Origin of the sequence: Enterobacter cloacae complex sp. IR5401 (genome assembly GCF_049238425.1) — a bacterium.
GTDB classification, from domain to species: domain Bacteria; phylum Pseudomonadota; class Gammaproteobacteria; order Enterobacterales; family Enterobacteriaceae; genus Enterobacter; species Enterobacter hormaechei_C.
This window is the reverse complement of the sequence record NZ_JBMKHN010000012.1, coordinates 121,607-144,022: the sequence shown is the minus strand read 5'-3', so window position 1 is coordinate 144,022 and position 22,416 is coordinate 121,607. Positions and strand designations below refer to the sequence as shown.

The window sequence follows — 22,416 nt, the reverse complement described above, 5'->3', positions numbered from 1 at the left end:
CGGGTCTTTGAGAATTTTCTCGAGTTCTTTTCTGAAAGTGGCGTTATCAAGAAGATTGGATTTGAGGTCGCGTAATAAATTACGCATGGCCAGCATGGCGCGGAGCTAGGGGATCTGGCGGGCAACCTGTTCAGGTTCGAAATCCTTAATATCGGAGAAATTCAGTTTTATGCTTTCTTCCGAGCCATCCCCGGCCATTGTGTTAGGAACCGTCAGATTCACTTCCGGGTTAAATTCCGAAAGTACGCTGTTGAAGTTATTTTTATTGACGTTGATTTTCTCCCTTTCCGATAATGGGCGATTCTCTTTTCCATTACTGAAATCACCGACGGTGAGGAGTTTAAGCGGCAGTTCGATTTTCTTTTGCGCGCCACCTGTATGCAGAGCCAGCTTTAAATTTATGCGTGCCTTGGGCACCTCATTCTGGAATGAATCGGCCATAGCAATCCCTTTCTTTAAAAGAAATAAATGTTAAGTGAGTGACGTTTGTTTACAAAGCCATATTAGAGCAAATGTCCATTTTAAATCAACTTTTCAGATCAAAGATCTACAATTGGACTTTTCTTAAGAATATTCCACCAATAAGAATAAAAAAGAACGCCGCGTAGCGGCCTGCCGAAATGCCCTTGCGCGCTTTTTGTGAGCCTGACAAAAAGTTGCTCAAAGGTTGGCTACCAGATTATTTTGTTACTTTATCGAAGTGATGGAATAGTCCAGCCACGGACTATTCCATCACTCACAGTTATAAAAAATAAGGATAATATTGGCCCCACTATATATTTAAATATCCTATCTCTTTTTTTAACCCCTATCACATACAGATAATCGATAAACCTGGGACCAAACAGTTATTCCTTTCAGAAAATCAGGCAGAATTATATCTAATCAGCAGGGTCAATTGAATTGACTTTCCCATAAATTCAGGAAGGGGCGCAACATCCCCTCTTCTAAACGTCTTAATTTCTCCCTTCATTGAATGACTTAGCCTTTCTCCTGCTACGCTTGTTGTATGGTTCAGAAACGCAGGAACGCTTTCGATGAAAAAAATCGCCATTATCGGCTCAGGCCCAACAGGGATTTACACCTTTTACTCACTTCTTAACAACGCAGCGACGATTTCGATCACCGTTTTCGAAAAGGCAGACCAACCCGGTGTCGGAATGCCCTACAGCGACGAGGATAATTCCCGGCTGATGCTGGCGAACATCGCCAGTATTGAAATACCGCCCATTTTCATCACTTACCTGGACTGGCTCAAACAGCAGAATGCGGCCCGCCTTGCCCGCTATAACGTCGACAGTGAGAAGCTGCACGACCGGCAATTTCTGCCCCGTATTCTGCTGGGTGAATATTTCCACGACCGGTTTCTCGCTGTCGCTGCCGAGGCGAAAAAGGCTGGGTTTCATATCGAGGTTCACCCCAACGCAGAAGTCACTGATATTAAGGCTGATGCAGACGGCGTGGCCCTTTCAGTGAACGATGCCCCTTTCTCAAGGCGGTTTGATCTTGCGGTTGTTGCCACCGGCCACGTCTGGCCTGATGAAGATGAAACCACCCGCGCATATTTCCCAAGCCCATGGTCAGGGCTGATGGACGCGGAGGTCCGAGCCTGTGAAGTGGGGATCATGGGTACATCCCTCAGCGGGCTGGACGCTGCAATGGCGGTTGTGATGCAGCATGGCCGGTTTAGCGGGAAGCAGTTCGTTGTCAATAAAGGCAGCGAAGGGCTAAAAATCATGCTGATGTCCCGCACGGGCGTTCTGCCGGAGGCCGATTTTTACTGCCCTATCCCTTATGAACCACTGTCGGTGTTAACGGATTGTGTGGTGGCAAGCGAAATCGACAAAGGCCCGGATGGGCTGCTTGACCGCATCTTTGCGCTGATGGTGAAAGAGCTTGAGCTGGCCGATCCGCGATGGTGTCAGGCGATAGCGCTCGGCACGCTGAATGCCGACACGCTCCGTGATGCCTGGTTTGAGGATCGTAAAAAGCACGGTCCTTTCACCTGGGCCGAAGCGAATCTGAAAGAAGTGGAGCGCAACAAGCGCGAAAAACGCACCGTTGCCTGGCGCTATACCGTGCTTCGTCTGCATGAAGTGGTACAGGCCATCGTCCCTTCACTCAATGAGCATGACAGAGAGCGGTTTAAATCCGGGCTGGAGCGTGTGTTTATCGATAATTATGCCGCCATTCCACCGCAGTCTATCCGCCGGTTACTGGCGCTGCGCGAGGCAGGGATCATTAGCGTGGTCGCACTCGGTGATGATTACGACCTGGATATCGGCAGCGATCAGACCGTCATCACCACGGCAAAAAAAAGTTACCGCTTCGACGTGTTTATCGACGCGCGCGGACAAAAGCCGCTCAGAAACAAGGACATTCCCTTCCCCACCCTGCGTAAACAGCTTGCGGGAACCGGCGATGACGTTCCGGACGTGGGGGAAGACTATACGTTGCTGGCGCCGGCATCACTGCGGGGGCGTATCGCTTTTGGGGCGATCCCCTGGCTGATGCACGATCATCCGTTTGTTCAGGGTTTGTCTGAGTGCGCTGAAATTGGTAAAGCGATGGCGAAAGCGGCTGGAAAACCTGCGTCGGGGGTGCGAAGGAAGTTACCTTACATGGAGTTTTAACAGGGCTTCCCTGCCCTGCGGTGTCGGATTACTCGAAGAAGACTTCCGGGTTTTCCGACAACGACACGAACGATTTTGTGTTCTTGTCCAGGGCAAGGATTTTGCCGCTTTCGATGTCATATACCCAGCCGTGCAGGCGAATGGCATTGTTGCGCAGGCCTACCGCCACCGACGGATGGGTCTTGATGTTGCTCAGCTGCGCAAAGACGTTTTCCTGCACCATCGCATTCACTTTATCGATTGGCTTATCCCAGGTTTTCTTCTCCACCACCGCTTTTGCCGCATCAGAATAGCGCAGCCAGTGGGAAACGGCCGGCATCGGCTCCAGATCGGCGTTGTCAGCAATCGCCTTCATCGCGCCGCAGTTGGAGTGGCCGCAAATAACGATATCGGTCACGCCCAGGGCCACGACCGCATATTCGATGGTCGCAGAGACACCGCCAGGCTCCGGCCCGAACGGAGGCACAATGTTGCCCGCGTTTCGAATGACAAAGAGCTGTCCTGGCTCCTGTTGCGTAACCAGTTCCGGAACCAGACGGCTGTCGGAGCAGGAGATAAACAGCGCTTTGGGATTCTGACTGGACGCTAAACTACGAAAAAGCTCTTTACGTTGCGGGAAAATCTCTTTTTGAAAGCTGAGAAAACCTTCAATGATATGTTGCATAGCCATTTCTCTTTTATCTGTTTTAGTTTAGGTATGATCGCGATCACACTCGTAAAATTTAACCACCGCGTCTTAGCGGAGACAAGCAATATATTTCTGGCCCGACCGCTGCACGATCTCATCTGCGTTCACCGGGATGTTCTGTCCTTCAAAGGCCCCGTACAGGCGCTGGTACGTTTTCCCGGTCAGTCGGCCGATCACCGACTCAACGGTGCGGGCAGGCAGCGGCAGCATATTCGGATAACTCCACATAAACGACACGGCGTCTTTTCCGGGTGTAACCTGCAAAATATCACCGGCCAGCAGCACACCGTCGCCTGACTGCCAGTGCAGCACCGTGCCGCCTGCAAAATGCCCGCCCAGCCGCAGCAGAGTCACCAAAGGCATAATCTCCAGGGCGTCCTCCTCCCAGAAGCGTATCGCCGGGCTGTCACGCATCACCCACTGCCGATCGCTGGCGTGCAGGTAGATCGGCGCGTTAAACGCGGCGGCCCACTCCTGCATGGTGGTGTAGTAATGCGGGTGCGAAATCGCGATCGCGCTGATGCCCCCGAGGGCGTCAACTAACGCTCTGGTCGCCGGGTCAAGATTGGCGATGCAGTCCCACAGAACATTGCCCTGTGGCGTACGCAGCAGAAGCGCGCGCTGGTTGATGGCAAAAGCGGGAACGGTTTTGATGCTGAACAGCTGCGGCTCCAGCTGTTGCCATTTGTTGGTGTGCGTGGTCGTAAGGCTGTCGAAGTCCGTCCATGCCTGGCCCGTCACCGGGACATACTGGCGCTCATCGTCGCAAATCGGGCAGTTTTTGGGCTGTTCATCGTAAGCGGTACCGCAGGTTTTACAGAGTGTAATCATCGGCTTTCCTCAGCAATAAAGCACTGAGTATGGCAGGGATTATCCATATGTGCTGAGGGGTGCCTGGCCCGCTTTTTTTGACTTATACTGTGCCAGTATCAAAAACTGAATAACGCAGGTGGCACATGGAAATTGATCTCGATAACTTAGTCTTTAACGGGCTGGATGAAGCAGAAGAGCGCAACGCGGAACGTCTCGACGATGCGGATAAAAAAGCCCAGGCGATTGTCGCCGATGACGACTGCGGCGATGCCTGCAAGATCTGAAGAAAAAGCACCGGGCTCCCCGGTGCTTTTTTTATGGATGCCTTTTGCTACCCGATATCAGATCTCCGGCGTTTTGCTAAACCCGGTCAGCATCAGGATCAGGCTTTGGGGAGATGAGCCCGTCTCAAACTGATAGTGATTTCCCTGACGATCGCCGCCGATATACCACGAAATTTCGGTTTTCCCTTCTGCCAGCGCCTTACGCACCGCTTTATCCACGTCCACCATCCGGTATTCGCGGGAGTGGTTCAGGTAAAGCACCGCATCCGAGCGGTAGTTGCAGGACGGCCGTGAATGCCAGCTTACGGTGGCCGGATCCCAGTCGTTACTCGCCGGATAGAAGAAGATTTGATCCGCGCCGTTGGTTTCCACTTTCCCGCCAAAAATTCTTACGCGGTATTTAAACTGGGCAGGATCCTGTCCGGCAGGCAGCGGTGGAATATGGAACTTCACCAGCGACAATGTTTCGCTGTTTTTCGTGCGTCCACCGTTCTTCCAGTTATCCTGCACCAGTAAGACCTGGGGATCGGGCTGTGAAAGTGCGGGTTCCATGCTGCTGAGCCAGACGTTGGCCTTCGCTTTTGAATAACCATACGGCACGGTGGTGCCGCAATCCATTCCGCGGTTCATGCACAGGTCGGTCATAAAGCGCGCGGCATCTTCCGTCCAGCCGTTCATGAAGTCAGCATGTGCCGTATACAGGCTACCCCACCGCTCTTCACGCTCACTGCCATGCATGATGGGGTCGAGGGAAAGCTGGACTTTACTGGTATCCAGAGAGCTAATTGTCGGGAGCACGTACGCAATATTCATGTTCACCGTCGGGATCTTCACCGGGAAGGCGGACGGACACTGTCCTTTCGTATCGTAGGTGGCGTTAGCCAGGCCGTGGGCGGGCTTCAGGTTGACCCCGTCCCAGCAGTTCGGGAACTGAATGCCGATATTAAACTGCACGGCATCCTTCGCCTTGCGTAAGCCGCAGACTTCACCCGTTCTGGTGGTGTAACCCTTGCCATTGGCGCATAAAAAGGTGATATGCGGATTTGGCGCGGTGCCGTGGTGATCGCCCGCCAGCAGCGACAGCCCCGCCGGGAACGGGTGCAGCGGCCAGGCGTCAACGTTCGATGCTTGATAATAGGTTTTTTGATAGGCGGGTTTGACCACCGTTCCGTCCGGCAATTTTAGCGACGGAGCCCAGTAGGCCGAGCTGTCTGCTTTGTTATCGCAGGTGGTCTTTTCCTGGGTACGCAGCGATTCACGGCTGGAGTAAGCATCCGTATGCACGTTACCAAAAAAATCGTGCAGCATAGCCTCGTTGGGCATGCCGAACATCATAATGGCATCATCGCCGAGGGTGTGGGAATAACTGCATACAACATGTGCCTGTGGACCAGCGTGTGCCGCCTGCATGGTAAGCAGAAGTGCGGTGGCAGAAAGCGCGGGGGTTAATACTGTCCGTTTCATTATTATCTCCATCTGTGAAAGGAGATAGTGGTAACAAAACGGCCATCAATTACCGAGGATTAGCCTGGGTATTTTTCCCTTCATCCTCGCTTTACAGACACCACGCACAACTCATTCCAGTACATTTCGCGCGTCCGGCGCAGTTCAGCGTGACGTTTTATCATGGAACCACTCCGGGTCGATGTTGGCTACGTCCACGCCATACAGGCTGGCGACAGGCAGTATTGACTCAAGAACACGTTGCGCGCTGTTCTCCGCATTCGCTGGTCGGGGCGCAAAAAACCGCCGTAACGTGCTTATCCATTTTTTCATCGTCATTACCCTTCTCGCTTAACCTGTCCTCAGTTAAACACCCAAATTGCGCCCGGGGGAAATATCAAAATCGACTGTCGATGTGCAGGATCTGCAAATAGCGCCCCACCGTCTGCTCTCTTCTTTAACACCTTGTTCACTCATGCTTTTTTTCACATAGCAAAGAACGATTTCTTATTTGGCGATAGCTTTCCCTTATGGGAGCGTAACGGGGTAAAACAAAAACAACGGGATGGCGTATGACTATGGCTGCAAAAATGAAAGGGTTTAAAAAACGGGCGCAGGTTCTGGGATTAGTGGCAGCCTGGGGCCTGGTTTCAGCGCAGGCGCAGGCCGATCGGCTGGCGGATATCAAGGCAGCAGGCGTGGTGAAAGTGGCCACATTTGATGCTAATCCACCCTTTGGCTCGATTGATGCCAAAACGCATGAGATCGTGGGTTACGATGTGGACTTCGCCGAAGCGCTGGCGAAATCGCTCGGCGTCAAGCTTGAACTGGTCGCCACCAATCCGGCTAACCGCATTCCGCTGCTACAGTCCGGAAAAGCGGATCTCATCGTGGCGGATATCACCATCACCCCGGAACGCGCACAGGTCATTGATTTTTCGACGCCTTACTTCGTCACCGGCCAGCAGTTCCTGGTCCCGGTAAAATCACCGGACAAGCTTGATGACTATAGCCGGGCACGCATTGGCGCCGTAAAAGGTACGACGGGTGAACAGGCGCTGCACCAGCGTTTTCCGCAGTCCCGCGTCCTCTCTTACGATGACATCCCGCTGGCGCTGACGGCACTGCGCAATGGCAACGTGCAGGCCATTACCCAGGACAGCACCATTCTGGCTGGTCTGCTGGCGCAGGCGCCGGATAAAGCCGACTTCAAAATCCTGCCCGACCTGCTCAGTAAAGAAGAGATTGGCGTGGGGGTGAAAAAGGGTGAAACGGCGCTGCTGAAAGCCGTTAACGATGAGCTGGTTAACCTGGAGAAAAACGGCCAGACGGCAAAAATCTATGACGTCTGGTTCGGTCCAGGCACCCCTGCTCCACAGCCTCGTAACTTTAAAATAGAAGCCCGGTAATATGTTCTCAGGTTTATTTTCGCACTCCGCGGCCAATGCCGCGGATTTTTCACGTCTGGAACAGGCCAGCGTTGAGTTTCGCCATGTGGACAAACGCTACGGCGACCATCCGGTTTTAACCGACATTAATCTCACCATCATGCCGGGTGAAGTGGTTGCCATTCTCGGCCCTTCGGGTTCCGGAAAATCGACCCTGATTCGGCTTATCAACCAGCTTGAAAGCCTGAGCGGCGGGGAGATTCTGGTCGACCACAAGCCGACCGGACAGCTTTCCGGCAGCAGGCTACGTCAGTTACGCAGCCGCGTCGGGTTTGTGTTCCAGCAGTTCAATCTCTATGCCCACCTTACCGCCAGCCAGAACATCACCCTGGCACTGGAGCACGTTCACGGCTGGAAACACCTGCCCGCCCAGGAGCGCGCGCTGGCGCTGCTGGAGAAGGTCGGCATGCTGGAGAAGGCGCACCGCTACCCTGCTGAACTTTCCGGCGGACAACAGCAGCGCGTGGCGATTGCCCGCGCTCTGGCCTCGTCGCCGCAAATCATTCTCTTTGACGAGCCAACGTCGGCACTCGACCCGGAGATGATTGGCGAAGTGCTGTTGGTGATGAAAGCCCTTGCCCACAGCGGGATCACCATGATTGTCGTCACCCATGAGATGCAGTTCGCCCGGGAAATTGCCGATCGAATCGTCTTTATCGACGGTGGACACATTCTGGAAACCGCGTCCCCGGCGCAATTTTTCAACCAACCGTCGCATCCGCGTGCGAGGCGGTTCCTGCAAAAAGTGCTGGATCCGCTGCGTCAGGAGCAACTGTAATGCCCGCTCTGGACTGGCAGGGGGTGCTGGCCGGACAGCCCCTGCACTGGATCCTCTCCGGATTTCTCACCACTCTGTGGGTGACGCTGGCGGGGATTATGCTGGCAAGCCTGCTCGCCTTGTTCTTTATGCTTTTGCGGCTTTCCGGGGGACGTCTCGGGACGTCGTTCGTCAGCGGCTGGGTATCGCTGTTTCGCAATACGCCGCTGCTGGTGCAGCTGCTGTTCTGGTATTTCGCCGCCTGGAACGGGTTGCCGCAGGGGCTGCGTGACGCGGTGAACGCAGACCACAGCTGGTCCATTTTGCCCGGTGACGTCTGGTGGTTTACGCCCGAGTTTTTATGCTCTGCCTGGGGGTTAGGCGTATTTACCTCAGCGTTTTTAATTGAAGAAGTCGAATCGGGGCTGCGTTCCGTACCTGCCGGGCAACGGGAGGCGGCGCTCGCCCAGGGATTTTCCTCATGGCGTCTGTTTCGCTACATTCTTCTGCCACAGGGACTCGCTAACGCCTGGCAACCCGTCGTTGGCCAGTACCTTAACCTGATGAAGCTCTCCTCGCTCGCGAGCGGAATTGGCTTCGCCGAACTGACCTACCAGGTTCGCCAGATAGAAAGTTACAACGCCCATGCCCTGGAAGCCTTTACCGTCGGTACGGTGCTCTACTTACTTACCGGGATGGTGACGGGGAGCGTGCTGGTGCGCCTCGGCCCCCATTCAGGGAGGAAAAATCATGATCCCCGGATTTAACGTTATTGTCGAAAACCTGGATTATCTGCTTTGGGGACGTGCGACTGCGGGAGAACCCGGCGGCGTACTGCTCTCACTGCTGATGGCCGCTGGCGCCGCCGCGCTTGCCCTGCCCGGCGGGATTGTGCTGGCATGCGTCGCCTGGCGCTATCCCGGTGTGGTGCGCAGTGCGCTGTTTGCGTGGGCAGAGTTGATTCGCGGGATCCCCCTGATCTTCGTAATATTCTGGATGTGGTATCTGCTGCCGCTGATAACCGGCAGGGATCTCCCTGGCGCGACGACCGTCACGCTGGCGCTGGCCTGGTTTACCGCGGCTGCGGTGATGCATTCGGTATTAGCCGGACTGAGAGCCCTACCGTCGGGCCAGAATGAGGCCGCGCTTTCTCAAGGGTTCAGTACGCAGCAAACGCTGTGGCGTGTGCTGCTGCCGCAGGCGCTGAGAAATATTCTGCCGTCGCTGGTGGGGATTTTTATCAGCCTGCTGAAGGATACGTCGTTGGCGTTTATCGTGAACGTTCCTGAACTGACCACGGTGGCGGGACAGGTCAACAACCGGGTGCAAATTTACCCGGCGGCCATTTTTATCTTTACGGGTGTGATCTATTACCTGCTCTGCTGCTCGCTTGAGCTGCTCGCGAAGCGCTGGCGCGTTAGCCGGCCAGCGCTTTAACCACCGTTTCCATCGCTTTGGTGGTCAACTCACTGCGCTTAACGCGCTGGTTCGCCAGCGCGGTACGCAGAACGCCCGCAATGACAATATGTTTCGGCTCCTGCCCTAAATCACGCATTTCGAGAACGACCTTGCCTACCACCCGACACATCTCCTGGTACAGCGCTTCGTCTTTGGTCACATTGCCCATTGCCATCACTCCGTTGCCCTAAACCGTCAGCTTAAATCATTCGTCGGCTGGATACAAAAAAGAAGCCCGGCGTGTTGTTCGCCGGGCTTCGTCTGGAAAATCAGTCGATTAGTTGTTTACCGGGATCACTGCGCCTTTGTATTTGGTGCGGATCCAGTCCTGAATCTCTTTGGAGTGCAGCACGTTCACCAGCGCGACGATATCCTTCTTCTTCTCGTCACCGCGATGAACGGTAATGATGTTGGCGTACGGGTTATTCTCACCGCTTTCAACCGCAATTGGATCGTGGACCGGATCCAGGCCAGCATCAATCGCGTAGTTGGCGTTGATCACCACCGCCGCACCTTCGTCGTTGTTGTACATCTGCGGCAGCAGAGACGCTTCGACGTTAGGGGTAAATTGCAGCTTTTTCGGGTTCTCCACGATATCGCTGATGCGCGCGGTCACTTTATCGATGCCCGGCTTCAGCTTGATCACGCCCTCTTTTTCGAAGATGGAGAGAATACGCCCTTCCTCGGAAACCGCATCACGCATGATGATTTTGCCGCCCTCCGGCAGATCCTTCAGCGACTTGTATTTTTTGGAGTAGATACCGATCGGCTCAATGTGGATTGCGCCCGCACTGACAAAATCATAATCCTTATCGCCCGCGTGATCTTTCAGCACGCTGTTCAGGTAAGGGATGTGCTGGAAATAGTTGGCGTCAATGTCATGCCCCGCCAGCGCAGTGTTTGGCAGTATGTAGTCCTGGAAGGGTTTAATCTCCAGATCGATCCCCTGCTTCGCCAGAATCGGCTTAGCCTGCTCCAGAATTTCCGCGTGGGGGGTATTGGACGCCCCCACGGTGAGCGTGTCCGCCCAGGAGGCAAAGCTCAGGGCGCTCAGGGTTGCGGCGGCGATCAGTGTCAGTGTCTTTTTCATGATGTGGTTCCTGTGTGTATTTATTAGCGTTTATCTAACAGTGAAGTAATGGCATCGCCGCAGAACTGGATAATGAACACGATGATCAGAATGGTCACCGTTGCCACCAGCGTGACGTCACCATGGTTGCGCTGGAATCCTTCCAGATAAGCCAGATTTCCCAAACCGCCGGCACCTATCACCCCTGCCATTGCGCTGTAGCTCACCAGCGCAATCAGCGTCACCGTCATACCTGAAACCAGTGCGGGTGAGGATTCCGGCAGTAAAACCCGAAACACTAACGTGCTCAGCCGCGCGCCCATCGAACGCGTGGCCTCAATGACCCCTTTGTCCACTTCTCGCAGGGCAATCTCGACCAGACGGGCGTAGAACGGCGCCGCGCCCACAATCAGGGCGGGCAGCGCAGCGTTAGCGCCGAGAATGGTCCCCACAACGGTCTTGGTGAACGGGATCAGCAGAACGATGAGAATGATGAACGGAATCGAGCGGAACACGTTCACCACAATCGACATCACGCTGTAGACCGTGCGGTTGTGGAATAACCCGCCGCGGGCGGTTAAAAACAGCGCCAGACCGAGCGCGATCCCCAGGACAAACGTCGCCACGCCGGAAAGCGCGGTCATGTACAGCGTCTCCAGCGTCGCCGCCCAGAGCTGATCCCACTTGAGATGCGGAAAGAGATTCTCAGCCATGTTTAATCACCTCGCCTTCAATATCGCTGTGCTGCAGGTCGGCGAGGATATTGTTCAGTTGTTCATCAGATGCCACGACGTGCACCCAGAGTTGACCAAACACGCCGTGAGCGGTTTGGGTCATTTTTCCGTGCAGGATGTTAAACGGCAGGCCGTAGCGCAGGGTCAGTTCGCCCACAATCGGTTTATGCGTGCTGTGCCCGGTAAAGGTCAGCCTGATAACCGTACCTTCCAGATCGTTTGCCAGTTCGGTATTGAAGGTCTCTTCCTCCGCGTACTGGCTCACCTGGCGGACAAACTGCCGGGTGATCGGCTGCTGCGGATGCGTAAACACGCTCAGTACGTCCCCCTCTTCCACCACCTTACCGTTCTCCATAACCGCCACGCGGTCGCAGATTTTGCGCACCACGTGCATCTCATGCGTAATGAGTACGATGGTCAGGTTAAAGCGACGGTTAATGTCCAGGAGCAGATCGAGGATCTGATCGGTGGTTTGTGGATCCAGCGCCGAGGTGGCTTCATCACACAGCAGTACGTCCGGATGATTGGCCAGCGCGCGGGCAATGCCCACACGCTGTTTTTGCCCGCCGCTCAGCTGCGACGGGTAAGCATTCTCGCGTCCCTTCAGGCCGACCAGCTCCACCAGCTCGGCAACGCGAGCCTGAATTTGCGCTTTTGGCACACCGGCAATTTGCATTGAAAAGGCGATGTTTTCCTTCACCGTGCGCGACCAGAGCAAATTAAAGTGCTGGAACACCATGCTGATTTTCAGGCGTGCCTGACGCAGCGCTTCTCCCTTCGCGGCGGAGATATCCTGACCGTTAATGGTGACGCTGCCGGCGCTGGGCTTTTCCAGACCGTTCAGCAGACGGATCAGCGTACTTTTCCCGGCCCCGCTGTAACCGATGATCCCGTAAATCTGTCCCTGCTCTATCGTCAAGTTGACGTTATCAACGGCTGTCAGCGCCAGCTTTCCGTTGTCAAAGACCTTCGAAATATTGCTGAGTACGATCATTCTTATTCGTTATCCGTTACGCATATAGCGGTTTAGCAGTATGGATGTCCAAAAGATAGTAAACAGCCGTTATCAGCTTTTAAATGACCAAAAAAGAATTTCTTATAATTCTGCGGAATAAGCAGCGAACTGGCGGGTGAAAAAGCATTTAGATGAATATCAGCAATAATTATCTGCCATTTGCATATCAGGTCACACTCACCCGGCGAAATCGGCTAATTTTGCAGCACTTTATGCGGATTTAGCCATCCTCACATCCGGACAACTTTACGTCTTGCTTTCTTTCCATCTGAAAACTCAAGGATTATTCCTTTCTGTTCTTAAACCTGGTGAAACGTTCTTTATTGAGAAAATTTCATGGTTCTATCATCCGGTCATCACCTCTTCACAGGACATGACCATGACGCTTTACCACTCCGTCACCGAACTGATTGGCCGTACGCCGCTCATCCAGCTGCACAAGCTGGACACCGGCCCCTGCTCGCTGTTTCTGAAGCTGGAAAACCAGAATCCCGGCGGCTCGATTAAAGACCGCGTCGCGCTGTCGATGATTAACGAAGCCGAGCGTACGGGCCAGCTAAGGCCCGGCGGCACCATTATTGAAGCTACGGCGGGGAACACCGGCCTGGGGCTGGCGTTGATTGCGGCGCAGAAGGGCTACTCGCTGATCCTGGTGGTGCCGGACAAAATGAGCCGCGAGAAGATTTTCCACCTGCGCGCGTTAGGGGCGCAGGTCGTGCTGACCCGCTCGGATGTGAACAAAGGGCATCCGGCCTATTATCAGGATTATGCCCGGCGGCTGGCGAACGAACTGCCAGGCGCGTTTTATATCGACCAGTTCAGTAACGCGGCCAATCCGCTGGCGCATCGCACCACTACCGCACCGGAACTGTTTGAACAGCTTGACGGCCAGATCGATGCCATCGTCGTCGGCGTGGGGTCCGGCGGTACGCTGGGCGGCTTACAGGCGTGGTTTGCAGAACATTCGCCGCAGACGGAATTTGTGCTTGCCGATCCGGCCGGGTCGGTACTGGCGGACCAGGTTGAGACCGGACGCTATCACGATGCCGGCTCGTGGCTGGTTGAAGGGATTGGCGAAGACTTTATTCCTCCGCTGGCGCACATCGAGGGGGTTAACCGCGCCTGGCGCATTACCGATCGCGAGGCGTTCACCACCGCCCGCGATCTGCTAAAAACGGAAGGGATCCTGGCAGGCTCCTCCACCGGCACGCTGCTGGCGGCGGCGCTGAAATATTGCCAGGCGCAGACTACGCCAAAACGGGTGGTCACCTTCGCCTGCGACAGCGGCAATAAATACCTCTCGAAGATGTTCAACGACGACTGGATGCGTCAGCAGGGGCTGATTTCGCGTCCGCAGGCAGGCGATCTCTCGGACTATATTGCCCTGCGCCACGATGAAGGCGCGACGGTGACTGCCGCCCCGGACGACACGCTTTCCACCGTACTGGCCCGCATGCGCCTGTACGACATCTCCCAGCTGCCGGTGCTCGATAACGACAAGGTCGTCGGCATCATCGATGAGTGGGACCTGCTGCGACACATCGGGGGAGATGCCGATCGCTTCTCACTCCCCGTGACGGCGGCCATGACGCGTCAGGTTGAATATCTGGATAAGCAGGCCCCGGAGAGCGCCCTGTACGCCATCTTTGACCGTGGCCTGGTGGCGATTATTTATGACGAAAACCGCTTTCTGGGTTTGATCACACGCAGTGACGTACTCACCGCCTGGCGTAACCGCCTGACAAAATAAAAGGAGCAAAAGATGAAAAACCTGGCCACCCTCAGCGTTCACAGCGGTGAGTATCACGACCCGCACGGCGCCGTGATGCCGCCAATTTACGCCACGTCGACGTTTGCGCAACCGGCACCGGGTGAACATACCGGCTACGAATACTCCCGGAGCGGCAACCCAACCCGCCACGCGCTGGAGACCGCCATCGCCGAACTGGAAGGCGGCACGCGCGGGTACGCCTTCGCGTCAGGGCTGGCGGCCATTTCCACCATGCTCGAACTGCTGGATAAAGACAGCCATATCGTCGCCATTGACGACGTGTATGGCGGTACGTATCGCCTGATCGAAAACGTGCGCAAGCGCAGCACCGGGTTACAGGTGAGCTGGGTTAAGCCGGACGATGTAGCCGGACTTGAGGCCGCCATTCGCCCGGACACGCGCATGATCTGGGTGGAAACGCCAACGAACCCGCTGCTGAAACTGGCCGACCTGGAGGCCATCGCGGACATTGCCCGGCGCAATAATGCGATCAGCGTGGCGGATAATACCTTCGCCTCCCCGGTCATTCACCGGCCGCTGGAGGCGGGGTTCGACATAGTGGTCCACTCCGCCACCAAATATCTCAACGGTCATTCAGACGTGGTTGCCGGGCTGGCTGTTGTGGGGTCGAATAAGGATCTGGCGGAGCGTCTGGGCTATCTGCAAAACGCGATTGGCGGCGTTCTGGATCCGTTCAGCAGCTTCCTGACGCTGCGGGGCATTCGCACCCTCTCACTGCGCGTTGAGAAGCACAGCGCCAATGCGCTGGCGATTGCGCAATGGCTGGAGCAGCATCCGCAGGTAGACAGCGTGTTCTATCCCGGGCTGGCGTCACATCCCCAGTATGCGCTGGCCCGCAGACAAATGGCGCTGCCGGGCGGCATGATCTCCGTTGTGATTAAAGGCGATGCGCAGCGCGCGACAGAGGTGATCCGTCATCTTACGCTCTTTACCCTGGCGGAAAGCCTTGGCGGTGTGGAGAGTCTGGTGAGCCAGCCCTACAGCATGACCCACGCCTCCATTCCACTGGCGCAGCGTCTTGCAAACGGCATTGTGCCGCAGCTTATCCGCCTGTCGGTGGGGATTGAAGATGCGAAGGATTTGATCGCCGACCTTAAACAAGCGCTGAAAAAGTGAGCAAAAAACGGCGGGCGTTGCGCCTGCCGTCATAAGATGACATTAGGCCTTAACGCCTTGATAACAAACTTATGTGAATCTGCACAGATTGTTTTTGAAACGCTGTTTCCATTTTCCTTTTTACTGTAAATCAGCGTATAATGCGCGCCAAATCCCTGGTGAATGGTTTCAGCGCTTGGAATACAAAAAACAACGTACAACTTCTCCTCTCCTTCGTTGGGCTGGCACTCAGGCACACTTTCTTCTGCACGCTCATTTGATGTCACCTATTCTTAGTGCGTGTCATATACTCTTTCGCAACACAGGTTTGACTCCGCGGCGGTGCGCCCCCGGAGCGAGATTTCCATATCCTTCCCAACTTAAAGACTAAGACTGTCATGAAAAAGACGAAAATTGTTTGTACTATCGGCCCGAAAACCGAATCCGAAGAGATGCTGAGCAAAATGCTGGATGCCGGCATGAACGTGATGCGTCTGAACTTCTCCCACGGCGACTATGCTGAACACGGTCAGCGTATCCAGAACTTGCGCAACGTGATGAGCAAGACCGGGAAAAAAGCGGCAATCCTGCTCGACACCAAAGGTCCTGAAATCCGCACTATCAAACTGGAAGGCGGTAACGACGTTTCCCTGAAAGCGGGCCAGACCTTCACCTTCACCACCGACAAATCCGTTGTGGGTAATAACGAAATCGTTGCCGTGACCTACGAAGGCTTCACCAGCGACCTGTCTGTTGGCAACACCGTGCTGGTAGATGACGGCCTGATCGGCATGGAAGTGACCGCTATCGAAGGTAACAAAGTTATCTGTAAAGTGCTGAACAACGGCGATCTGGGCGAAAACAAAGGCGTCAACCTGCCGGGTGTGTCCATTGCTCTGCCAGCGCTGGCTGAAAAAGACAAACAAGACCTGATCTTCGGCTGCGAACAAGGCGTGGACTTCGTTGCTGCCTCCTTTATCCGTAAACGTTCTGACGTGGTTGAGATCCGTGAGCACCTGAAAGCGCACGGCGGCGAGAACATCCAGATCATCTCCAAGATCGAAAACCAGGAAGGCCTGAACAACTTCGACGAAATCCTCGAAGCGTCTGACGGTATCATGGTAGCGCGTGGCGACCTGGGCGTTGAAATCCCGGTTGAAGAAGTGATCTTCGCGCAGAAGATGATGATCGAGAAATGTGTTCGCGCGCGTAAAGTGGTTATCACCGCAACGCAGATGCTGGACTCCATGATCAAAAACCCACGCCCTACCCGCGCTGAAGCAGGCGACGTTGCGAACGCCATCCTCGACGGTACCGATGCCGTTATGCTGTCTGGCGAATCTGCAAAAGGGAAATACCCTCTGGAAGCGGTCAGCATCATGGCGACCATCTGTGAGCGTACCGACCGCGTGATGAAAAGCCGTCTGGATTACAACAACGACAGCCGTAAACTGCGCATCACCGAAGCCGTGTGCCGTGGTGCGGTAGAAACTGCCGAGAAACTGGAAGCCCCGCTGATTGTCGTGGCGACCCAGGGCGGTAAATCTGCGCGTGCCGTGCGTAAATACTTCCCGGATGCGACCATTCTGGCGCTGACCACCAACGAAACCACTGCGCGTCAGCTGGTGCTGAGCAAAGGCGTGATCCCACACCTGGTGAAAGAGATTGCCTCTACCGATGATTTCTATCGTCTGGGTAAAGAAGTGGCTCTGGAACTGGTTGATTGTGGCCTGGCTCAGAAAGGCGACGTGGTGGTTATGGTTTCTGGCGCGCTGGTTCCAAGCGGCACCACCAACACGGCATCTGTCCACGTGCTGTAATATTTCACGAACAAATTATTGTTTTGTTAAAAAGCGTCCTTCGGGGCGCTTTTTTTATTCCCGCCTTTAACCAGAACTATTCAAAAAGCAAATCGGGTTTTTCTATTTAATCGCGATTTATCTAAGATGAATCCGATGAAAAATGCCTTTTTTAACATAGCTTTTTCGTCAAAATTGCCGATTTCGTTGCTTCTTTGAGCGAACGATCAAAAATAGGCGTAATCCCATCAAAAAAATATTCTCAACCCAAAAAACTTTGTGTAATACTTGTAACGCTACATGGAGATTAACTCAATCTAGAGGGTATTAATAATGAATCGTACTAAACTGGTACTGGGCGCGGTAATCCTGGGTTCTACTCTGCTGGCAGGTTGCTCCAGCAACGCTAAAATCGATCAGCTGTCTTCTGACGTTCAGACTCTGAACGCTAAAGTTGACCAGCTGAGCAACGACGTGAACGCAATGCGTTCCGACGTTCAGGCTGCTAAAGACGACGCAGCTCGCGCTAACCAGCGTCTGGACAACCAGGCTACTAAATACCGTAAGTAATAGTACCTGTTAATAAAATGGCGCACATTGTGCGCCATTTTTTTTGCCTTAGTCAAACCTCTACTGAAGCGCTTTCTCTCCCTCGTCTTCCGCCACCGCCGCTGAGACACGACTATTCTGAACCGACAGGACAGAATTGCTGGCTGACGAACCATTGCCTGTTGAAACGGCAACCGGGATCCCGGCTCTGCGCGCCAGGGCTTTATCGATAAGCGTTTTATCGCTACCTGACTCCGCTGCAAAAGCGGTAAACGCCGCCGAGTGCGTGAACGGCACCGTCTGTGGGTTTTCGCCCTCTGCCTGCGCCAGCGGCCTGTGCACTTCGATATAACGTTTGCCGTCCGGCTCGACGGAGAACTTCACCGGCTCATTGATAATCTGCACCCGCGTGCCGACGCGCACTTGCTCAAACAACGCTTTGATATCCGGCGCGTTCATCCGCATACAGCCCGAGCTGACCCGCAGCCCTACGCTGTCCGGCGCGCTGGTGCCGTGAATAAGATATTCCCCATTCCCGATACCCAGACGAAGCGCAAAGCGCCCCAGCGGGTTATTTGGCCCTGCGGGTACCACAGGCGGCAGTTTAATTCCCTGGGCCAGTGAGCGCGCTCTGATGCCCGCTGTGGGGGTCCAGGTAGGGTTAGGGATTTTCTGACTCACACGGGTGGTGCTGACCGGTGTTTCCAGCCCAAGCTGACCAATACCCAGCGGATAGACCTGCACGATATTTTCGCCAGGCGGATAGAAGTAAAGACGCAGCTCCGCCAGATTCACCACAATGCCCTCACGCTCGGTGTCCGGCAGTAGCATCTGGGAAGGGATCGTAATGACCGTTCCTGGCGCAGGATTCACCGGTGCAATGGTATTATTGGTTTCAAGGATGAGCTGTGCGGCGGTATTAAACCGACGAGCGATAGACTGAAGTTTATTGTCCCCTTCCTGAATGGTGTATGTCTGGTTTTGCCCAATCAGGCGGCTGCCTGCGGGCGGTAAAGGATAATCAACCGCCCTGGCTGAATTAACAGCACTGAGCGAACCAAGGAGTAATAGAGTTATTAGAGACGCGCGCTTCATGCTGAGATTCCTTATTCACTGACCAAACGTCAGAAAGCTGAAAAACCAGCGAGGTGGAAACCACCCCGCGAAACAGAATGAATGCTGTTCTGTCAGTTTAGCTAAGGATTGCGGCTTTGGCGCGTATGGCGCGGATCATCGCTTCCAGTCCCTGGGATCGGGACGGGGTGAGGTGTTGGGTTAAGGCCATTTTTTCAAACCACGGGCGAACGTCAAAGGCGACAATATCCTGCGCCGACATCTGGTGATAAAGAATAAATACGACGGCAATAAGCCCCTTCACAATGGCGGCATCGCTGTCACCCTGTAAATCGATTACGCCATCATCCGTCTGCTGCATCTGGATCCAGACCTGGCTCTGGCAGCCCTGAATGATGTTGTCCGGGTTATGCGCCTCTTCGCTGAGCGGCGGCAGGCGCTGACCCAGTTCGATGATATAAAGGTATTTCTCTTCCCAGTTCGCGCAACGCCCAAAGTTGCGCAGCAATTTATCTCTGTCCGGCAAATCTGCCATCTCTCGCCTCTCCGTTAGCCAAGCAGCTGATGAATACGTTTTAATCCCGCCACCAGTCTGTCGACCTCTTCCGTTGTGTTGTACATCACCAGCGATGCGCGGCACATGGCCGGTACCTCATAATACGCCATCAGCGGCATCGCGCAGTGATGCCCGGTACGCACAGCGACGCCGTAATTATCAAGGAAACTGCCCACATCATAGGCGTGATGCTTGCCGAGGTTGAAGGCTATCACACCCAGACGGTCAGCAGGACCATATAAGGTCAGGTCCGGGACGCTGACCAGCTCCTGCAAGGCGTAATGCATCAGCAGCTGTTCGTACTCCTGAATCGCCGCCAGCCCCGTTTCAGAGACATAGCTAATGGCCGCGCCCAGCCCGATGATCCCGCCCGTGTTGGGCGTACCCGCCTCGAAGCGCCAGGGCGCACGGGCGTATGTTGTGCCGTCCGTCAGGCTGACGGTGGCGATCATTGACCCGCCCCCTTCCCACGGCGGCATGGCCTGGAGAATGTCCTCTTTCACATACAACACGCCGATGCCCGTCGGGCCATACAGCTTGTGCCCGGAGAAGACGTAGAAATCGCAGTCCAGGGCCTGAACGTCAACCGCATGGTGCATCACCGCCTGGGCACCATCAATCAACACTTTCGCACCGGCCTGATGGGCTTTGTCGACGATCAGCGCCACCGGATTTTCCGTGCCCAGCACGTTTGAAACGTGGGTCACCGCCACAAGCCGCGTTCTGTCGTCCAGCAGAGCGTCCAGCTTTTCCAGCTGGAGCGTGCCGTCTTCATTCAGGGGGATCACCCGCAGTTGCGCCCCCACACGCTCACAGAGCATCTGCCAGGGCACGATGTTGGCGTGGTGCTCCATCTGGGTGATGATGATGTTATCCCCCGCGTGCACCTGCGCATTACCCCAGCTGTTAGCCACCAGGTTGATCCCTTCGGTGGTGCCACGCACAAACACCAGCTCTTCCGGCGAACGCGCGTTGAGGAAGGCCGCAACCTGCGTGCGCACGTTTTCCATGCGCTGGGTCGCCTCGGCGCTCAGGGTGTGGATCCCGCGATGTACCGCCGCATAACCGTGGCGGTAAAACTCGGCTTCCGCATCCACCACCTGATTTGGTTTTTGCGCGCTGGCCGCACTGTCGAGATAGGCCAGCGGCAGACCGTTCACTTCACGGGTCAGTACCGGAAAATCTGCCCGGACTTTCTCTACGGGAAATGTCATGCTTCGCCTCCAGGCAGTCGCTGACCGATACGGGCCAGCACCTGCTGTTTAAGTCCGCCATCGGGCAGCGCTTCCGTCAGCTCAGCCGCAAAGGCGTAAATAATCATCTTTTGCGCGGCCTGCTGGTCTATCCCGCGCGAGCGCAAGTAGAACATCTGCTCATCGTCAATACGCCCGACCGTCGCGCCGTGACTGCATTTCACGTCGTCCGCATAGATTTCCAGCTGTGGTTTGGTGTCCACCTCTGCCAGACGTCCCAGCAAGAGGTTGTTGTTGGTCATCTGCCCGTCAGTTTTGATGGCGTGCTGCGCCACGTTGATCAGGCCGTTGAACACCGCACGTCCTTTGTCGCTGACGATGGTTTTGTGCAGCTGACGGCTGTTGCAGTAGCCTTTGTTATGCTCAAGCCAGGTGCGCGTGTCGCACACTTCTGACTTCACCGGCATCGCCAGGCTGTTAATACGCAACGTAGTGTTTTCACCGTTCAGCTGGGTGCTGGTATTGTGGCGCAGCACCGCGCCGCCAAGCAGAAAACTGTGGCTGTACGCCGCGGCATCCTGGCCCAGCAGAATATCGTTGTGGGCGAAGTGGTGACTGAGCGGATTCTCAAACGCCAGCTTGATGTGGTGCAGTTGGGCATTGGCCGCCACGTTCATCGTCAGACGCGAACCGGTAAAATGACGGGTGTCGTTAAGGCTGACGTAATGCTCGATCACCGTCGCCTCCGCCCCTTCTGCCAGCTCAAGATGGTGGCGATAGTGGGCGGTGTTAATCTCATCACCCGCAACGCCCTGGGTGATATGCATCAGCAGCAGCGGTTTCGCCGGGCGCTGGTTACGCTTAACGCGAATATGGGTGACAGATTGTGACAGGCTCTCTGTCAGGTGCAGGAAGACTTCAGGCTGAACAGGCGCGTTCAGCGACTGACGTTCATCGTTAATGACGATATCGAACCCGCTCTCCTGCACGCTGTCGCTCAGCTCCGCACGGAACAGACCGTCGACAAACACCAGACGCACGGCATCCACGCTCAGCGCCAGCATGTCGCGCTGATCGGGGCTGACCTGCGCCAGACGGGTGACAAACTCGCCGTTCAGCAGGCCATCCAGCGGGGTATATTTCCAGTTCTCATGTTTACGCGTCGGTAAACCGAGACGCAGCATCTGCTGGAGATGGTGCTGAGCCTGTTCAGAGCGCGCTCCAGCCTGCGCTTCAAACAGCCGGTGCCACTGCTGAAGTGCATTACTGCTGTTCGGTAAGCCAGCCATAACCCTGCTCCTCCAGTTGTTTAACCAGCGTAAAGTCACCGGATTTCACAATGCGTCCCTGGTAAAGCACGTGGACATAGTCCGGCTTGATGTAGTCCAGAATTCGCTGGTAATGTGTCACGATGATAAATGAGCGGTTGCCATCACGCAGGGAGTTCACCCCGTCGGCAACGATCTTCAGGGCATCGATATCCAGCCCTGAATCGGTCTCATCGAGAATGCACAGCGCTGGCTCCAGAACCGCCATTTGCAGAATATCGTTACGTTTCTTCTCACCGCCGGAGAAACCCACGTTTACCGAGCGGGTCAGCAGATCTTCCGGCATTTTCAGCAGCTTGATCTTCTCTTCCATCAGATCCTGGAAGTCAAAGCGATCCAGCGCCTCAAGGCCGCGATACTTGCGCACCGCGTTCAGCGCGGTTTGCAGAAAGAACTGGTTGCTGACGCCCGGAATTTCCACCGGATACTGGAAGGCCATAAAGATGCCCTCGCCGGCACGCTCTTCCGGCGACATCTCCAGCAGATCTTTGCCGTTAAACTCAACGGAGCCGCTGGTAACTTCATAATCTTCGCGTCCTGCCAGCGTCGCTGAAAGCGTACTTTTCCCGGAGCCGTTTGGCCCCATGATGGCGTGAACTTCACCCGGTTTGACGTCAAAATTGAGGCCACGCAGGATCTCTTTCTCTTCCACGCTAACCTGTAAATCTTTAATGCTTAACATGTGCTT

24 protein-coding genes and 1 pseudogene are annotated in these 22,416 nt (G+C 55.1%); 11 read left to right on the top strand and 14 right to left on the bottom strand.

The genetic code is table 11. The annotated features are described in order from the left end of the window. Window positions 1-441, bottom strand: a pseudogene (gene tssB, locus ACOTX1_RS17460) (type VI secretion system contractile sheath small subunit); the annotation flags it as partial. 596 nt (window positions 442-1,037) lie between these two features. On the opposite strand from tssB, the gene ACOTX1_RS17455 reads away from it, so the two are divergent. Beyond that, window positions 1,038-2,633 (top strand): FAD-NAD(P)-binding protein, encoded by a 1,596-nt coding sequence (locus tag ACOTX1_RS17455; RefSeq protein WP_023315955.1) that lies wholly within the window; start codon window positions 1,038-1,040, stop codon window positions 2,631-2,633. A 28-nt stretch (window positions 2,634-2,661) separates the two neighbouring features. Here ACOTX1_RS17455 and ACOTX1_RS17450 read toward each other — a convergent pair whose 3' ends face one another. Next, window positions 2,662-3,297, bottom strand: coding sequence for a carbonic anhydrase (locus tag ACOTX1_RS17450; RefSeq protein WP_003857662.1), 636 nt, complete (start codon window positions 3,295-3,297; stop codon window positions 2,662-2,664). 72 nt (window positions 3,298-3,369) lie between these two features. Then, the gene (locus ACOTX1_RS17445) at window positions 3,370-4,152 is read right to left on the bottom strand and encodes an MBL fold metallo-hydrolase (protein WP_003857664.1); all 783 of its coding nucleotides are present in this window, start codon (window positions 4,150-4,152) and stop codon (window positions 3,370-3,372) included. A 125-nt stretch (window positions 4,153-4,277) separates the two neighbouring features. Between ACOTX1_RS17445 and ACOTX1_RS17440 the strand changes: the two genes are divergently transcribed. After that, the gene (locus tag ACOTX1_RS17440) at window positions 4,278-4,418 is read left to right on the top strand and encodes a hypothetical protein (RefSeq protein WP_003857665.1); all 141 of its coding nucleotides are present in this window, start codon (window positions 4,278-4,280) and stop codon (window positions 4,416-4,418) included. Between the two features lie 57 nt (window positions 4,419-4,475). Here the strand turns inward: ACOTX1_RS17440 and ACOTX1_RS17435 are convergent, their stop codons facing one another. Both ACOTX1_RS17435 and ACOTX1_RS17430 read right to left on the bottom strand, forming a co-directional pair. Continuing rightward, entirely contained in the window at window positions 4,476-5,882 is a 1,407-nt protein-coding gene (locus ACOTX1_RS17435; RefSeq protein ID WP_023315954.1) for a DUF1996 domain-containing protein, read from the bottom strand. A 144-nt stretch (window positions 5,883-6,026) separates the two neighbouring features. Beyond that, the gene (locus ACOTX1_RS17430) at window positions 6,027-6,194 is read right to left on the bottom strand and encodes a hypothetical protein (protein WP_032609053.1); all 168 of its coding nucleotides are present in this window, start codon (window positions 6,192-6,194) and stop codon (window positions 6,027-6,029) included. Window positions 6,195-6,439: 245 nt separating this feature from the next. Between ACOTX1_RS17430 and ACOTX1_RS17425 the strand changes: the two genes are divergently transcribed. Genes ACOTX1_RS17425 through ACOTX1_RS17410 form a run of 4 tightly spaced genes read left to right on the top strand, consistent with a single transcriptional unit; the run spans window position 6,440 to window position 9,503 of the window. Continuing rightward, entirely contained in the window at window positions 6,440-7,270 is an 831-nt protein-coding gene (locus tag ACOTX1_RS17425; protein ID WP_045325484.1) for an ABC transporter substrate-binding protein, read from the top strand. 1 nt (window position 7,271) lies between these two features. Then, window positions 7,272-8,087: an amino acid ABC transporter ATP-binding protein gene (locus ACOTX1_RS17420; RefSeq protein WP_023315952.1), complete on the top strand. Its 816-nt coding sequence runs from the start codon at window positions 7,272-7,274 to the stop codon at window positions 8,085-8,087. Then, window positions 8,087-8,833, top strand: coding sequence for an amino acid ABC transporter permease (locus tag ACOTX1_RS17415; protein ID WP_023315951.1), 747 nt, complete (start codon window positions 8,087-8,089; stop codon window positions 8,831-8,833). Before ACOTX1_RS17420 ends, ACOTX1_RS17415 begins: the two co-directional genes overlap by 1 nt. After that, the gene (locus tag ACOTX1_RS17410; protein ID WP_022650927.1) at window positions 8,817-9,503 is read left to right on the top strand and encodes an amino acid ABC transporter permease; all 687 of its coding nucleotides are present in this window, start codon (window positions 8,817-8,819) and stop codon (window positions 9,501-9,503) included. The genes ACOTX1_RS17415 and ACOTX1_RS17410 overlap by 17 nt, the downstream gene beginning before the upstream one ends. On the opposite strand, the gene fumD is transcribed toward ACOTX1_RS17410, so the two are convergent. The 4 genes from fumD to ACOTX1_RS17390 all read right to left on the bottom strand — a co-directional run bounded on the left by fumD (window position 9,484) and on the right by ACOTX1_RS17390 (window position 12,321). Beyond that, window positions 9,484-9,693: a fumarate hydratase FumD gene (fumD, locus tag ACOTX1_RS17405; RefSeq protein WP_003857676.1), complete on the bottom strand. Its 210-nt coding sequence runs from the start codon at window positions 9,691-9,693 to the stop codon at window positions 9,484-9,486. The two genes, ACOTX1_RS17410 and fumD, sit on opposite strands and share 20 nt — an antisense overlap. A 108-nt stretch (window positions 9,694-9,801) precedes the next feature. Continuing rightward, window positions 9,802-10,614 carry a MetQ/NlpA family ABC transporter substrate-binding protein gene (locus ACOTX1_RS17400; RefSeq protein WP_003857677.1) on the bottom strand — a complete coding sequence of 271 codons (813 nt, stop codon included), beginning with the start codon at window positions 10,612-10,614 and terminating at the stop codon, window positions 9,802-9,804. Window positions 10,615-10,637: 23 nt separating this feature from the next. After that, entirely contained in the window at window positions 10,638-11,306 is a 669-nt protein-coding gene (locus ACOTX1_RS17395; RefSeq protein ID WP_023315950.1) for a methionine ABC transporter permease, read from the bottom strand. Continuing rightward, a complete protein-coding gene (locus tag ACOTX1_RS17390) occupies window positions 11,299-12,321 on the bottom strand; it encodes a methionine ABC transporter ATP-binding protein (protein ID WP_023315949.1) in 1,023 nt (340 codons plus the stop codon). Before ACOTX1_RS17390 ends, ACOTX1_RS17395 begins: the two co-directional genes overlap by 8 nt. 400 nt (window positions 12,322-12,721) lie before the next feature. On the opposite strand from ACOTX1_RS17390, the gene ACOTX1_RS17385 reads away from it, so the two are divergent. The 5 genes from ACOTX1_RS17385 (at window position 12,722) to lpp (ending at window position 17,598) form a co-directional block, all read left to right on the top strand. Further along, entirely contained in the window at window positions 12,722-14,092 is a 1,371-nt protein-coding gene (locus tag ACOTX1_RS17385) for a pyridoxal-phosphate dependent enzyme (protein ID WP_023315948.1), read from the top strand. A gap of 12 nt (window positions 14,093-14,104) precedes the next feature. Continuing rightward, window positions 14,105-15,250: a trans-sulfuration enzyme family protein gene (locus ACOTX1_RS17380; protein WP_023315947.1), complete on the top strand. Its 1,146-nt coding sequence runs from the start codon at window positions 14,105-14,107 to the stop codon at window positions 15,248-15,250. 73 nt (window positions 15,251-15,323) lie between these two features. Beyond that, window positions 15,324-15,620: a hypothetical protein gene (locus ACOTX1_RS17375; RefSeq protein WP_418249985.1), complete on the top strand. Its 297-nt coding sequence runs from the start codon at window positions 15,324-15,326 to the stop codon at window positions 15,618-15,620. Window positions 15,621-15,627: 7 nt separating this feature from the next. Further along, window positions 15,628-17,049 (top strand): pyruvate kinase PykF, encoded by a 1,422-nt coding sequence (gene pykF / locus ACOTX1_RS17370; protein WP_003857687.1) that lies wholly within the window; start codon window positions 15,628-15,630, stop codon window positions 17,047-17,049. A 312-nt stretch (window positions 17,050-17,361) separates the two neighbouring features. Further along, the gene (gene lpp, locus ACOTX1_RS17365; RefSeq protein ID WP_001082307.1) at window positions 17,362-17,598 is read left to right on the top strand and encodes a murein lipoprotein Lpp; all 237 of its coding nucleotides are present in this window, start codon (window positions 17,362-17,364) and stop codon (window positions 17,596-17,598) included. A gap of 60 nt (window positions 17,599-17,658) precedes the next feature. On the opposite strand, the gene ldtE is transcribed toward lpp, so the two are convergent. The 5 genes from ldtE to sufC all read right to left on the bottom strand — a co-directional run bounded on the left by ldtE (window position 17,659) and on the right by sufC (window position 22,410). Further along, complete coding sequence (gene ldtE, locus ACOTX1_RS17360) at window positions 17,659-18,672, bottom strand: L,D-transpeptidase LdtE (protein ID WP_022650923.1); 1,014 nt, start codon at window positions 18,670-18,672, stop codon at window positions 17,659-17,661. 97 nt (window positions 18,673-18,769) lie between these two features. Then, a complete protein-coding gene (gene sufE / locus ACOTX1_RS17355; protein WP_003857730.1) occupies window positions 18,770-19,186 on the bottom strand; it encodes a cysteine desulfuration protein SufE in 417 nt (138 codons plus the stop codon). A gap of 14 nt (window positions 19,187-19,200) precedes the next feature. Beyond that, window positions 19,201-20,421, bottom strand: coding sequence for a cysteine desulfurase SufS (gene sufS / locus ACOTX1_RS17350; protein ID WP_003857731.1), 1,221 nt, complete (start codon window positions 20,419-20,421; stop codon window positions 19,201-19,203). After that, window positions 20,418-21,689, bottom strand: a complete 1,272-nt coding sequence (sufD, locus tag ACOTX1_RS17345) for a Fe-S cluster assembly protein SufD (protein WP_022650922.1) — start codon at window positions 21,687-21,689, stop codon at window positions 20,418-20,420. The genes sufS and sufD overlap by 4 nt, the downstream gene beginning before the upstream one ends. Beyond that, on the bottom strand, window positions 21,664-22,410 hold the full coding sequence (gene sufC / locus ACOTX1_RS17340) for a Fe-S cluster assembly ATPase SufC (protein ID WP_003857736.1): 747 nt from the start codon (window positions 22,408-22,410) through the stop codon (window positions 21,664-21,666). Before sufC ends, sufD begins: the two co-directional genes overlap by 26 nt. Between the last annotated feature and the right edge of the window lie 6 nt (window positions 22,411-22,416).